Annotated in this window: 12 protein-coding genes and 1 pseudogene; 5 read left to right on the top strand and 8 right to left on the bottom strand. The window is 44.5% G+C overall.

The window, feature by feature from the left end:
* Nucleotides 1–162 precede the first annotated feature (162 nt).
* The 5 genes from QUB26_RS06930 to QUB26_RS06910 form a co-directional block, all read right to left on the bottom strand.
* Entirely contained in the window at nt 163–633 is a 471-nt protein-coding gene (locus tag QUB26_RS06930) for a GNAT family N-acetyltransferase (RefSeq protein ID WP_333317252.1), read from the bottom strand.
* Nucleotides 634–690: 57 nt separating this feature from the next.
* Nucleotides 691–1,332: a type I restriction endonuclease gene (locus tag QUB26_RS06925; RefSeq protein WP_333317250.1), complete on the bottom strand. Its 642-nt coding sequence runs from the start codon at nt 1,330–1,332 to the stop codon at nt 691–693.
* A gap of 43 nt (nt 1,333–1,375) precedes the next feature.
* On the bottom strand, nt 1,376–2,425 hold the full coding sequence (locus QUB26_RS06920; RefSeq protein WP_333317247.1) for a DUF1611 domain-containing protein: 1,050 nt from the start codon (nt 2,423–2,425) through the stop codon (nt 1,376–1,378).
* Between the two features lie 81 nt (nt 2,426–2,506).
* On the bottom strand, nt 2,507–3,310 hold the full coding sequence (locus tag QUB26_RS06915; RefSeq protein WP_333317245.1) for a Uma2 family endonuclease: 804 nt from the start codon (nt 3,308–3,310) through the stop codon (nt 2,507–2,509).
* A 74-nt stretch (nt 3,311–3,384) separates the two neighbouring features.
* Complete coding sequence (locus tag QUB26_RS06910; RefSeq protein ID WP_333317244.1) at nt 3,385–4,455, bottom strand: dipeptide epimerase; 1,071 nt, start codon at nt 4,453–4,455, stop codon at nt 3,385–3,387.
* 121 nt (nt 4,456–4,576) lie between these two features.
* On the opposite strand from QUB26_RS06910, the gene QUB26_RS06905 reads away from it, so the two are divergent.
* Complete coding sequence (locus QUB26_RS06905) at nt 4,577–5,296, top strand: hypothetical protein (protein ID WP_333317241.1); 720 nt, start codon at nt 4,577–4,579, stop codon at nt 5,294–5,296.
* 42 nt (nt 5,297–5,338) lie between these two features.
* Nucleotides 5,339–5,785 (top strand): NADAR family protein, encoded by a 447-nt coding sequence (locus QUB26_RS06900; protein ID WP_333317239.1) that lies wholly within the window; start codon nt 5,339–5,341, stop codon nt 5,783–5,785.
* A 454-nt stretch (nt 5,786–6,239) separates the two neighbouring features.
* On the opposite strand, the gene QUB26_RS06895 is transcribed toward QUB26_RS06900, so the two are convergent.
* Both QUB26_RS06895 and QUB26_RS06890 read right to left on the bottom strand, forming a co-directional pair.
* Nucleotides 6,240–6,944, bottom strand: a complete 705-nt coding sequence (locus QUB26_RS06895; RefSeq protein WP_333317237.1) for a hypothetical protein — start codon at nt 6,942–6,944, stop codon at nt 6,240–6,242.
* Between the two features lie 247 nt (nt 6,945–7,191).
* The gene (locus tag QUB26_RS06890) at nt 7,192–7,359 is read right to left on the bottom strand and encodes a hypothetical protein (RefSeq protein WP_333238443.1); all 168 of its coding nucleotides are present in this window, start codon (nt 7,357–7,359) and stop codon (nt 7,192–7,194) included.
* 174 nt (nt 7,360–7,533) lie between these two features.
* On the opposite strand from QUB26_RS06890, the gene QUB26_RS06885 reads away from it, so the two are divergent.
* From QUB26_RS06885 to QUB26_RS06875, 3 genes and pseudogenes are all read left to right on the top strand, one after another.
* Nucleotides 7,534–7,719, top strand: a complete 186-nt coding sequence (locus QUB26_RS06885; RefSeq protein ID WP_333317235.1) for a hypothetical protein — start codon at nt 7,534–7,536, stop codon at nt 7,717–7,719.
* Nucleotides 7,720–7,886: 167 nt separating this feature from the next.
* Nucleotides 7,887–8,540, top strand: a pseudogene (locus QUB26_RS06880) (Uma2 family endonuclease).
* Nucleotides 8,541–8,655: 115 nt separating this feature from the next.
* Entirely contained in the window at nt 8,656–10,095 is a 1,440-nt protein-coding gene (locus QUB26_RS06875) for a 16S rRNA (cytosine(967)-C(5))-methyltransferase (protein WP_333302490.1), read from the top strand.
* A 116-nt stretch (nt 10,096–10,211) separates the two neighbouring features.
* On the opposite strand, the gene QUB26_RS06870 is transcribed toward QUB26_RS06875, so the two are convergent.
* Nucleotides 10,212–12,767, bottom strand: a complete 2,556-nt coding sequence (locus QUB26_RS06870) for a penicillin-binding protein 1A (protein WP_333238439.1) — start codon at nt 12,765–12,767, stop codon at nt 10,212–10,214.
* Between the last annotated feature and the right edge of the window lie 185 nt (nt 12,768–12,952).

Genomic DNA, 12,952 nt, shown 5'->3' with positions numbered 1-12,952 from the left:
TTATCATTATTATTCAATTATATTTCTACATAAAGGGGTATTGACAAAATCTACTCCGTTCTAACTTGTTACCAATGATCGCACCCTGTTATCCAATTATTGAACAGGTCGAACTTAAAATCCATTCATAAATTCAGAATCTTAAATTCATAAAAGTCATAATTATAGAGAACCTGCTTGATACTGCATAATTGTTACAGGAATTTTGAATAAAGTTTTAGCTAATTGAGACAAACCGAACTTGAATTTAAGCGACTGCGGCAATTCTTGTACGGAAACTTCTACGAATCCAAAGCGAGTATAAAATGATGCGAGTCGCTTTCCCAAACATTCTAAATATAGCGGTTCTGTAGCTTGTTGAATTAAATATTTTGTGAGGTAGCTTCCCAAACCTCGATCGCGCCAATCTTTCGCCACCACCAAACTGCCCAATTCTTGCGCGCCCGCAAATTTCCGCAACTGTCCGCAAGCTGCCAATTTTCCCTCGCATTCGATGACCCAGAATTGCTCCCAGCGCAACTGAGTTGGATCGAGTCTGGCGCTCCAAACTAACTTTCTAATTGATTTGATATCTTGAACACAGGCCGCGCGGATGGCGCATTCAGACTGCAACTCCAAAGAATTTTCATTCATTGTGATTTTTGTTGGCTGTCTCGTTTAGTTTGAGTTCTCAACAGCCTTATTATGTATTTAAGTAGAAGATGTGTTACTCGAAATTATACCAGCTAGCCGCTTCAAAATGCGAAAAACTTCGTAAAGTTCATTTCCGGGATTCGCAATATCGAAAAGTTTAGAGACGGCATACTGCGGTGTGCCTTGTTTGGTTACTTTGATAAATCGAAAACTGCTGCCATTTGTCAAAAGCCCAAAGGTTACTTGTTCTGGACTGGGGTCATTCAGCATATAAAATAGTAGCTGAGGAAGTCCAGCTTCAACGGAATATTGTGCTCGCTTCGCTTCGATCGCAACCACCCAAAAAGATTCAATTAAAAGCAGAACATCAATACTTCCTCTGACAAGTATACCTTCATCCACGGTGACAAGTTCCACCGATTTTTCTGCTTCTATATGAAAGGGATTCAGGTATAAATCTGCTAAAAAGAGCAATGGAGCAAGTACCACCATTTTTACGGTATCTTCTATCATGGAGTGGTCGGCACTGTTAGTATAGCCAGCCTTTACTTTGTCTAGATATCGCTTTTCTTCATCAGTAATTTCTGGTAAATCGTCAATCCACTCCCGGAAGAATTGCTCGTCTTCACAAAGTTGGAAGTTAAATTTTGTTTTGACATCGTGCAGGGTCAGTGTTTTTGCTTGAATGCTTGGTGTCATAGTTTTATCTAGTTATTTATTAGTTGGTATGTATTCTAGCAGATCAACTGTCGATCGCCTCCAACAACACCTCCGCGCCAAACCTTACCGCATCGGTACAAGGCAATCCCGTTTCTGCTTGAACTTCAGCTATTGCTAACAGCGCATCAGCCTCATTTAAGTGATGAGTGTTGAGGGCGATCGCGCTCACTTTTCCTCCTGTAAAAGCACCTGCTGCTGCAGCAACCATTTCGTACAATTCAACCACTTTTGATAACCTGGGAATCGATACGTGCGGGTGATTGCGAATGCTAGTTTGTCCGGCTCTGTGGGCTAAAATTAAGTGAGTTGGCTGCGAACCCCGCAACAGCGGCAGAGTCGCCGTCGAACCCGGATGCAATAGCGAACCTTGCCCTTCTACGTGCAGAATATCGCATTCAGAACCCAATTTGATCACCATTTGTTCGACAGCACCAGCGGCGAAATCAACTCGCACTGCATCCAAAGGAATGCCTTCATTTCCAATCATTAAACCCGTTTGTCCGGTTGCCAAAAATTTGGAACGCAAACCCCGCCGCAAGCAAGTGCGATTGAGTTCCAGACTGGTTGACATTTTGCCAACGCTCATATCTGTGCCGACAGTTAATACGCGGCGACAACTTAATTTAGCGGCGGCGGCAGAGGCGATCGCACCGACTGATTTCGGTTCCTGACGCACGTCCCAAATCCACTGATTTTCGCTTAACGGAACTGTTATCAAAGGTGCAAGTTTCGCGTGCAAACCGTTGACAACAGAGAAACCTGCTGCTACCGCTTGATTAATTTCTGGCAGCCATTCCGCAGGCAAAACACCCCCGGAAGGAGCGATACCAATTAGCAGGATATCCGGCGCAAATTGCAGTGCTTCTGCAACGGAAGCAACTATCGGTACTTGTTGAGGAATGCCAGTTAATTCAGGTAAAGATTGTCCGGCACATTGGCGATCTATTACTGCTACAATTTGTGCTTCACTGTAGCGTAAAAATGCTAAACCTGTTTTGCCGGAAGAACCGAGAATTCCCTCGTGCAGCAGGATTGCAACTTTACCCTTTTTGATCGGATAGTTTTTAGTCATTGGTTCACTTTTGAGACGGGCGATTTTAGATTTTAGCTTCAATCTAAAATCTAAAATCTAAAATCTAAAATCGGTTGGGTGTTAGCTGTGATTTGGGTTCAGGGTAAGATCATTCGGATCTTCTCCCAATTCTCGCAATCTGGCCTCTAGTCGCGAGGCTCGCTGGCGTTCCTGTTCCGCTTGCTGTTGAGCGGCTTCGGCTTGTTGTTGAGCGGCTTCGGCTTGTTGTTGAGCGGCTTCCTCCGGCAACAAAATTAGATTGCCCGATTCGTCGAAAAAACGCACCCAAGTCGCTGTTTCTCGATCGACAATTCCTTCCCAAGTACCCAACCAAAAACCTAGGGTTTCGCACCACAGCCAACCCCGCTCGTTGGGCACTAACGGCTGATAACGCAGGGTGGCATCTAAACGCCATCCTTGCAAAGAATTCGGATCAAAAGGATCGAAAACAAAGTAATCAGGAGTTCTAAAAACCTGCTCGTAAATATCCTTTTTTTTGCCTGTATCCTGATTTGCTGTTGATGGTGACAGCAGTTCCACAATGACATCCGGGTAACGTCCGTTTTCTTCCCAAACTACCCAGCCTTGTCGGGAAGTATTGCTGTCAACACCCAGCACAGCGAAAAAATCCGGGCCTCGGAAATCCTGATTCCGAATCTGTTTAGCGCTGTAATAAATAAACATATTGCCACCGACAAAAAAATCGTTCCGGTGAGCTAAACCTTGTTCTAAGGAACGGATTAAAACGGTCATTGCTATACGGTGGCGGTTGCTTTCCATTTCTGCACCATCATCAAAAATTAAATCAGTCGGCGGCTTGTGTTCTTCAAAAAAAAGTTTGGCTTCTCTATCAATTCCCTGTCCTATTGATTCTACTGGTATCATACTATCTCCCGATTTATTTTTATCTGTCAACTGTCAACTGTCAACTGTCAACTGTCAACTGTTTAACGATACTTCTATTCTACAATCTCAACTCGCCGCACTCCCAATCCCGATCGCCCGTTTGGCAGCAAACACCCATTTTCGACGATCGCACCGGTGAAAGGATCGTCTAATAAATTCAAGTGACTGTCCAAATCCAAATAGTCAGCTAGCGGTGAAAGTTGTGCTGCTGCTGTATTTGCGATCGCGCTATCTGAATAGCAGCCGAACATTACTTGCAAATTGCAGGCTTTCGCTGTGTGAATCATCCGCATTGCTTCGGTCAATCCGCCTGACTTCATCATTTTGATATTGATGCCGTGGACGCAGTGCGCTAACTTGGGTATATCGGAACTATTAAAGCAACTTTCATCAGCAAAAATTGGCAGGGGCGATTGACGGTACAGTTCTGAGAATTCATCCATATCGGCTACCGGGGAAAGTGGCTGTTCGACATAATTTATCGGGTATTTTTCCAGCCATCGACACATTTCGATCGCGCTGTTTAAGCTCCAACCGCCGTTAGCATCTACACTGATTTTAATGTTAGGTGGTGCTTCCTCTAGCACTGCTATTAACATAGCTTGGTCGGCTTCGATTCCTGCGGGATTTCCTAATTTAACCTTAACGGCGCGGTATTTGATACCTGCTGGATCTTTGCCAAACCAATCGCGCACTCTTTCTCTTGCACCAGACGGCGAATTAATGCCGATTGTGACGGAGGTGGGGACAATGCGCGATCGATCTAATCCCCACATTTTCCACAGCGGCAAGCCTGCTTTTTTGCCCAGCCAGTCGTGCATTGCCATGTCGATGCCTGCCCGGGCGGCTGAGGGTAAGTTGACCTCTGTTAATACTTGTTCGATTTTTTGGCGATCGAAGGGAGTAAACTTTTCTAGCAGCGGTGCAACTTCCTGCAATGTGGCTAGCAGAATTTCGGTAGTTTGGGGCCGAGAACCTGTGGAAAAGGGCGATGCTTCTCCCCAACCTTCGATTCCTTCGTGTGCTAATTTTACCCATAAATTGGTACTTTGGGCTGTTGTACCGCGGCTGATGGTAAGCGCAAACCGCTTGCGGACAGTGAAAGTTTCAATTTGAACGTGCATTGTCAGTGATTGGTTATTTTTTCTAGATAAAAATCCGAGGTGGCGGATTGCGTCGCTATTGCCATTTTTTACTTTTTACTTTATAGTTTGATTTTCCTTGTTCTAGTTTATCAAAAACTTGATGAAATTCCTGATTTCTGTTTCGCCGAAGAGAGTTGCTTTCTCTCTCAGCATTTGGGTGCTCTTCTTTGCTGTTGCTGGTTGCATCGTACAAGTTCTGCGGTACGGTTTCAACTATCAAGAACGCTGGATTACTTTGTTTAACTTAGACAGAGAAATAAATTATCCTTCGTGGTACTCGTCATTTACTTTGCTGTTTTGCGCGATTTTACTAGGTATTATTGCTACTGCTAAGAAGAAGCAGGGCGATCGGTATTTTGGACACTGGAAAACGCTGGGGTTCATCTTTGTATTTTTTTCTTTAGATGAAATCTTGAGTTTGCACGAAATATTAATTATTAACGACTTGCGAAAAGCACTGGATTTAGGGGGAATTTTTTACTTCATTTGGGTAATTCCGGGGGCGATTTTTGTTGCGGTTACTGGGCTGGCTTATCTCAAGTTTCTCCGGCACCTACCCCGGAAAACAAGGGACTTTTTCTTACTAGCAGGCAGTATATATGTGGGTGGAGCACTTGGCATGGAAATGGTTGGTGGCTATTATGCAGATGCGGTAACTCAGCGAAACTTGATATACGGTTTGATGGTTTGTGTTGAGGAAATTTTGGAAATGGTAGGGGTCATCGTATTTATCTACGCCCTGCTGTCTTACATCGGTTCCCATCTTGAAACTATTGATTTGCGGTTGAAGATAGTGGATAATCCAGAGAGGCAAAACTGACGCTCAACCCAGATTCTTAACGAAATTGAAATCGCAGACTTTATGGCTATCTACTTCTACACCACTGGCAGCGAATACGGCTGTTTTTCTAATTTTTCCAGTCATGGATTCGAGTTAGACGGAGAATATTGGCCAACTACTGAGCATTATTTTCAAGCACAAAAGTTTCCCAAAACGGCTCATTGCGACCAAATTCGCCAAGCAAAAACACCGAAAGATGCCGCAAAAATGGGACGCGATCGCTCTCGTCCCCTCCGCAAAGATTGGGAAAAAGTAAAAGATGATATCATGAGAAAAGCCGTACTCCGCAAATTTGAAACTCATGCCGAAATTAGAGAAATTTTACTCGCTACTGGCGATGAGGAAATAGTCGAAAATTCCCCGGTTGATTACTATTGGGGTTGCGGGAAAGATGGCAGTGGCAAAAATATGTTGGGCCAGATTTTAATGGAAGTAAGGGAAATATTGCGAAAACGCACGTCAGAGTAAAACAGAACTTAAATTTTCTAAACTAAAGCAGGACTTATTTAATCCTAAGTCCTGCAATGCTCGTCAGCGAGCATTTCCTCAATTTTCTTAAACACTGAACTCAAAAATCGGTCTGAGCAACTGTCAAAACCTGTGTCAATCTCGTCGGGCTGTTCTAGTAGAGGGTTTAGCCTCTCCTCAGAGACTGCGAAGCAGGGGAAACGGTAAAAACCCTGCACCACTTTTTTTGTTTTAACAACTACTCTCAACCGGAATTAACTTTTATGGTCGCAAGTACAGCATTGTTAGCCCGTCGCCTCCCGGACACCGTTCCCCTAAGGTTGGCGATTCACAGGTAAAACAGCAAAACACCTGTTCTGGTTAAACTTTGTTTTTTATTGATGCTGTATCTTTACTATTGTGTACGATTTGTGGAAAGTGTCAGCACTCGTTCAGAATTCTTTACATTTGTGATTTATTTGGATACCATCGGGCCACTCTGTCGCAGTTGCTGTTGAATTCTATTAAATTCTTTCTGTTCTGCGCTTAGCAAACTATTGTCGATCGGCGATCGCATATCCCACTGCAATTCGGACAATAACAACAAACAGCCGGCCATAATTATGCCTGTGGTTAGATATTGCCAAGGTGCAACAAAAGTTAATAGAGGGATGCTAAATAAATGAGTTAGTCCAATCAGGAGAAAAGTGCGCGATCGCAAACCTAATCCCGTCAACAAATAGCCGATCGCGCTCAATCCCAACCACAAATCGCAAAGGTGCAGTAACAAACCTCCCCAACCGGCAAAAATACTGCAATCGGTCAGAACCAAACCAGTTATCATCAAAATCGCCCAAGAGTAAAGAATCCAGCTAACACGCTCGACTCTTACCCAAAACAAAGTTAAAACGGCCATTACTGCAGTGCCAATTAGAGTCAAAGTTGACCACAGAATCGCCTGAAAGCTCCAACTGATGGGGAAAAACTGAGCCGTAAAAAAAATCCCCCCTGTCACCAAACCCCAAAGCAGAAAAGTTTGGTCGATGCGGGTATAAAATCCTGAGAAAAGAGTAATATTTCCAATTTGCCAGCGGAGTTGCAACAGGCCTTCGATGTCTTGTACGTCGAGATGTTCCTGTTTGCAGCGGATTAGGGGTTCGGAGGCGTTGAAAAAGGTCATCCAGTGTTGGGGAAAGTATGAAGTTTTGTGTATTGTAACAAATCTTAAAGAATATTTTTCTGATTTTTTCTTGTTCCCTAGCTCTGCCTGGGGACGCAGATTTGGAGGCTCTGCCTCCCGCGAGTCTATGACTTGCGAGGCAGAGACTCTGGATATCGGTTCCTAGACAGAGAGAGCCCGGGAACCAGTTAATCTGCTGATTAATTATTTATTGTGCCTGCTGTTTACACCACAGATTCAAAATTGCTTACCACTCCCGCAGTAGCCTTTTTGCTTCTGTCAAAAGGATCTCGGTGCTTTCTGGTTCTGCATCTTCTCCACCTGTGGGCCATAGTTCTGTAATTACTATACCGTCGGTATAAAGTTCAGCATCTATACAATTGCCAGTCACTTCAGTTACTTTTACATCCCTCATATTTTGCTACATTCAATTTTCTCAATAATTTCTAGGTATATTTGTCCTTTCGTAGACCGAGCTTCTTCAAGAAAAGCTGCTAGGAGATAACTCCGAGGGGGTAATTGTCGATCAAAAATAGCGATCGTTTGTCCGCTATAAGGAATGAGAATTAAATAACTTCCACTCTTGAAAGTGGGATGGGCGTCCCGCCCATCCTTTTTGGACGGGCGGGACGCCCATCCCACAATAACAATTAAAATTGTAAGTTATTTAATTCGCGATCCTAAGAAAACAAAGGGCGACAGACGAGTTTTGCTAGAACTTCCCATAGAAGAACGCAATTTATTAGAACCATTGGTGTCAACAAAACCCGAATAAGTAAAACAGGACTTACGCACTCCGACAAAGAAACCGGGTTTTTTACCTAATCTTCGAGTACGAACGAAGTAATTTCGTAACAAAACCCGGTTTCTGGGCCCCCTGCGTAAGTCCTATAAAATAGGTATAAAATAGAAATTGACGCTACTAGCAATGGACTCATCCCCATGACAACAACAATTCCCTCTCAAACTTTGCCAGAAATCATCTACCCAGACAGCGACGGAAAACCCATGTCTGACAACACCAAACAGTTCCAATTAATAGTAAAAATTCAAGGCGGAATAGATGCCTTATTCAAAGACCACGAAAATGTCTTTGTAGCAGGTGATTTGCTGTGGTATCCCGTGGAAGGAGATAACAAAACTCGCCAAGCACCTGATACGATGGTAGTCTTTGGCAGACCAAAAGGTGACAGAGGTTCCTACCAACAGTGGCTGGAAGATAATATTGCCCCGCAAGTTGTCCTTGAAATCTTCTCGCCGGAAAACCGACTGGGAGAAATATTTAAGCTGTTTAAATTCTACGAAAATTTTGGAGTCGAAGAATGCTATTTCTACGATTTAAAGTATAATGAGTTAATAGGTTGGGTGCGAAGTGAGGGGAAACTCAACTATATTGAATCAATGGAAGGTTGGGTAAGTCCGCGTTTGGAAATCCGTTTTGAAACTGCATCAGGAAACTTAGAAATTTATCGTCCAGACGGACTGAAGTTTTTGTCTTAGGTGGAGTTGTCAAGACAAATGGAACAAGCGCAACAAAAAGCCGATCGCCTTTCAGAAAAACTCCGAGAAATGGGCATAAATCCAGAGGACATTTGAGATTATAATAGTCCTCGAATCACGGGCGATCGGAAAATGGGTTTTTCACCAAATCTGCGGGCTGTAACGCGTCTTATCGTAAAAAACCCGGTTTCTAGACCCCCATATCTTAACTATGCAAAATCCCCGCCAAATAGCATTTCTCGCACTCCGCGAAGTCCACCGCCGCGGTGCATTCGCAGATGCCGCACTCGATCGCGCTTTCAGCAATTCTCAACTCAACGACCTCGATCGGCGTTTAGTGACAGAATTAGTTTACGGTAGCGTCAGGAGAATGCGATCGATCGACTTCATCATCGACAAACTAGCAACAAAGAAATCCTCCCAACAACCACCCGAACTCCGCACCATCTTACATTTAGGCTTATATCAACTCGAATATCTCAACCAGATTCCCCCCTCCGCCGCCGTAAATACCACCGTTCAACTAGCAAAAGAAAACGGATTTTCAGGACTCAGCAGTTTTGTCAACGGTTTGTTGCGACAGTATACCCGTTTAACCCCCCCAACCCCCCCTTACCAAGGGGGGGCTAAGAGTCTTCCTAATTCCCCTGAGCAAACAGAGACTAAAACAACATCTAACTCCCCCCCTTACCAAGGGGGGGCTGGGGGGGGTTTTAATTCCCTAAAATTACCCGAAAACCCAGTCCAACGCTTAGGAATTATCCACAGTTTCCCCGACTGGCTAATAGAATTGTGGATCGAACAAATAGGCGAAACCGAAACCGAACAACTCTGTGAATGGTTCAACCAATCCCCCACAATTGACCTGAGAATCAATCCTTTAAAAAGCTCGATCGCCCAAATCGAAGCTGCCTTCCAAACCCACAACATCTCAACTAGCAGACTCCCACACTTACCACAAGCATTAAGACTAAATGGCAGCATCGGCGCAATTCAAAACCTCCCCGGATACAGCGAAGGTTGGTGGACAATTCAAGACAGCAGCGCTCAATTAGTCACCCATTTACTAGCGCCCCAGCCAGGGGAAACTATCATCGACGCCTGCGCCGCACCGGGGGGAAAAACTACCCACAGCGCCGAATTAATGGAGGATGAAGGCACAATTTATGCCTGCGACAAAACCGCCAGCAGACTCAAAAAACTTAAAGAAAATGCAGACAGACTCCAGATGAAATCCATTAAAATTCATACCGGAGACAGCCGCCATTTCCCAGAGTTTGTTAACCTCGCAGACAGAGTTTTACTCGACGCACCTTGTTCTGGCCTCGGAACCCTGCACCGCCGCGCCGACGCCCGCTGGCGACACACGCCCGAAAACATTCAAGAACAATCCCAACTGCAATCGGAATTGATAGCAAATGCAGCGACATTTGTCAAGTCCGGCGGCGTATTAGTTTATGCAACTTGCACAATTCATCCCTTGGAAAATGAAACAGTTATTCGATCGTTCTTAGACAACAATCCTAACTGGCAAATCGAACCGCCAACAATTGATTTACCCGTACAGCCATCACCCGAAGGATGGGTGAAAGTGTGGCCGCACAGACATCACATGGACGGCTTTTTTATGGTAAGGCTAAAGCAAGATTAGATTGGTAGATGGTGATTTACGGCTATCGTGGGGGCGGGTTTATGAGATTATTGGTTTTAGGCGATTATTGTTCGTGAAACCCGCCCCTACGGGTGGCAATTGTTGGTAAAACCCGCTTAATATCCCGGCTCTTGATAAGCAGGCTCTTGATAAGCAGGCTCTTCCCACTGGCGATACCGGGGTTGAGGATTGGGATTGTAAGGAACGATCGCACCATCCTCATTCACAATCATCCCCCGAATAATCCTCTTAGGCTCCACCGGTTTGGCCTTAATACTGCCCTTGCGGCCGTCCAACTTCGGCAACTTAGGAAACTTCTCAACCGGCATTCCCTTAACAATTTGACTCATAAAATCGCGCCAATTGTAGGCCGCCGTACCGCTAGTTCCCCAGGTGGGATAATTATCATCATTTCCTAGCCAAACTCCAGTCACAACCTGTGGAATGTAACCAATAAACCACAAATCCCGGACATTTTCCGAAGTACCAGTTTTGCCTGCTACAGCGCGATCGTTTAAAGCAGCAGGCCCCCCCGTACCGTCTTGCACAACACCCTCCAACATCCAAGTAGTAATCGCAGCACTATCCTTATCCAAAACCCGCTTCGGTTTAAAATTAGCCTGATAAATTACATCTCCCCGCTGATTAATCACCCGCTTAATTCCGTGGGCTTCAATAAAATTCCCTTGCGCTGCTAAAGTACCGTAAGCATTGGTTAACTCCAGCAAGTTCACCTCCGAAGAACCCAAAGCCAGGGAATAAATCGGACTCAATTTCGACTTAATTCCCATATCGTTGGCTACTTTGATCGCCGGTTCAAACCCCACATCCATCAACACCTTCACAGCTACGACATTCACCGAACGCGTCAAAGCATCAGAGATCGATCGCCAACCGCTAAATTTTTTGCCATAATTATTCGGTTGATAGCCGTCGATAATAATTGGTTCGTCTTCGTAACCGTCATAGGGAGAAAAACCAGCCGCCATCGCCGCGGCATAAACCAACCCTTTAAACGTCGATCCGGGCTGCCGCAAAGCCTGCGTAGCGCGATTAAATTCACTTTCCTTAAAATTTCCACCTCCTACCAGGGCCTTAACTTCACCAGTCTTAGTGTCCAGTGAAACTAAAGCGGCCTGTTCAAAACCCTGACGGCGGCCATCAACTTCGATCGCATTTTTAACAACCTCTTCCGCTATTTTCTGCCACTTCAAATCCACCGTCGTCTCGACAGTCAAACCGCCAGCTTCCAAAGCATCCTGAGAAACATAGCGCGGCAATTCCTTCCGAATGTAACTAGCAAAATAAGGCGCGACCACTTTAAATCGCTTCGGCGGACTTGGTTTAACGGCGATTGGTTCCGCCATCGCCTCCTTCGCCTCAGCCTCTGTAATTACCTTCGCTTCCTGCATTTGTTGCAGCACAAGATTGCGGCGTTGCTTAGCAATATCGGGATTAACCAAAGGCGAATATTCGCTCGGTGCCGGGGGCAAACCCGCTAAAGTTGCCATCTCTGCCAAAGTTAATTTATCGACTGTTTTGCTAAAGAAAACCAACGCTGCATCTGCCACTCCGTAGGCATCTGAACCCAAATAAACCAGATTTAAATATCTTTCTAAAACTTGCTCTTTACTCAACTCCCGCTCAATTTTTTGAGCTAAAAGAGCTTCTCGAACTTTCCGCCTAATACTTCTTTCCTGATTGAGAAAAACAACGCGAGCCAATTGTTGCGTAATTGTACTGCCGCCCTGCACTAAATCTCGCGCGATCAAATTAGAAACAATCGATCGCACAATACCTTGATAATCCACCCCGCGATGTTGATAAAAACGGCGGTCTTCTATGGCAATAAAAGCTTGAACCAAGAGTTCGGGAATTTCTTTAAGTTTCAGTTTATCTCTAGTTGCAGGCCCCGACTGCAACAAAATCGTATTATCTGCTGCCTTAATTGTCAGCGTTCCGTCGCGGTTAAACGCTGACAAATCGTTAACATCTGGCAAACCTTTGTCTAAGGTGTACAAAATCCATAAACCGTAGATTAAAGCGCCCCCGCCTATACTTACCACACCTAAACTTATCCAAAATCTAGGGCGGCGGGAGATCCGTTTTTTAGTTTTTTCCTGCGGTGCGCTATTTTCCTGCGGTGTGCTAATTTCCTGTAGTTCCGTATGTCTCTGCAGTTGGGTGTTCTGCGATTCGCTATTTTCCGGCAATTCGCTACTATCCGATTTTTGGGGTGATTTAGTTCCCAGCAAACTTAATCCCGGCCCCAACAATTCTTTTCCCTTGGTTTGCAAGCTGGTAACTTGAGGTTCAATTTCCAACCAAGCAATTAAGCGCTTCAACCCTTGCCAATTGCGTTTGACTATTGGATATCGAGCGTATTCTGGCTCTAAATATTCTGACTCTAAATATTCTGAGTCTAAATATTCTGAGTCTAAATATTCTGACTCTTCTAGAGATGCAGCATCTTCTGATACCACATACTCGGAGCGCTCATCCCTTGTCCGTGTAGAAAATTCCGCCTCGGATTCCGGCGAGTTGAGCTTATTGCCCTTCGCTGCCTTCGGCGGTTCTCGATCGGAATTACCGCTTATTGCGTTAGTGACTTTGCTCAATGTATCTTTGATATTTGAGAAAAATTCTGCCACGATCAGACCTTCAAACCTCATCAAGTCCGATTAAAAATTAAAAATTAAAAAAGCTAGCCTTCTTCAATTCTTAATTTTTAATTCGACATTTTTTCTTGAATAACACGCTGCCTTGAATTAGTTTTTTTGAATTAAAAACTTTTTAATTCAAAACTCAAAATTCAAAACTTTTCTTAACGCTGCAGAACTTGGTATTTTTTTGAGAA

The organism is Microcoleus sp. B4-C1, from assembly GCF_036705285.1.
In the GTDB taxonomy this organism is placed as follows: Bacteria; Cyanobacteriota; Cyanobacteriia; order Cyanobacteriales; family Microcoleaceae; genus Microcoleus.
Note: the sequence above shows the minus strand (reverse complement) of the source record. Positions and strands in the feature narration are given on the sequence as shown.

Excerpts from the sequence above, each read along its gene's own strand:
- QUB26_RS06900 (WP_333317239.1), top strand. The coding sequence starts at position 5,339 with ATGGCTATCTACTTCTACACCACTGGCAGCGAATACGGCTGTTTTTCT.
- QUB26_RS06905 (WP_333317241.1), top strand. The coding sequence starts at position 4,577 with ATGAAATTCCTGATTTCTGTTTCGCCGAAGAGAGTTGCTTTCTCTCTC.
- QUB26_RS06910 (WP_333317244.1), bottom strand. The coding sequence starts at position 4,455 with ATGCACGTTCAAATTGAAACTTTCACTGTCCGCAAGCGGTTTGCGCTT.
- QUB26_RS06920 (WP_333317247.1), bottom strand. The coding sequence starts at position 2,425 with ATGACTAAAAACTATCCGATCAAAAAGGGTAAAGTTGCAATCCTGCTG.
- QUB26_RS06890 (WP_333238443.1), bottom strand. The coding sequence starts at position 7,359 with ATGAGGGATGTAAAAGTAACTGAAGTGACTGGCAATTGTATAGATGCT.
- QUB26_RS06870 (WP_333238439.1), bottom strand. The coding sequence starts at position 12,767 with ATGAGGTTTGAAGGTCTGATCGTGGCAGAATTTTTCTCAAATATCAAA.
- QUB26_RS06895 (WP_333317237.1), bottom strand. The coding sequence starts at position 6,944 with ATGACCTTTTTCAACGCCTCCGAACCCCTAATCCGCTGCAAACAGGAA.
- QUB26_RS06915 (WP_333317245.1), bottom strand. The coding sequence starts at position 3,310 with ATGATACCAGTAGAATCAATAGGACAGGGAATTGATAGAGAAGCCAAA.
- QUB26_RS06930 (WP_333317252.1), bottom strand. The coding sequence starts at position 633 with ATGAATGAAAATTCTTTGGAGTTGCAGTCTGAATGCGCCATCCGCGCG.
- QUB26_RS06925 (WP_333317250.1), bottom strand. The coding sequence starts at position 1,332 with ATGACACCAAGCATTCAAGCAAAAACACTGACCCTGCACGATGTCAAA.
- QUB26_RS06875 (WP_333302490.1), top strand. The coding sequence starts at position 8,656 with ATGCAAAATCCCCGCCAAATAGCATTTCTCGCACTCCGCGAAGTCCAC.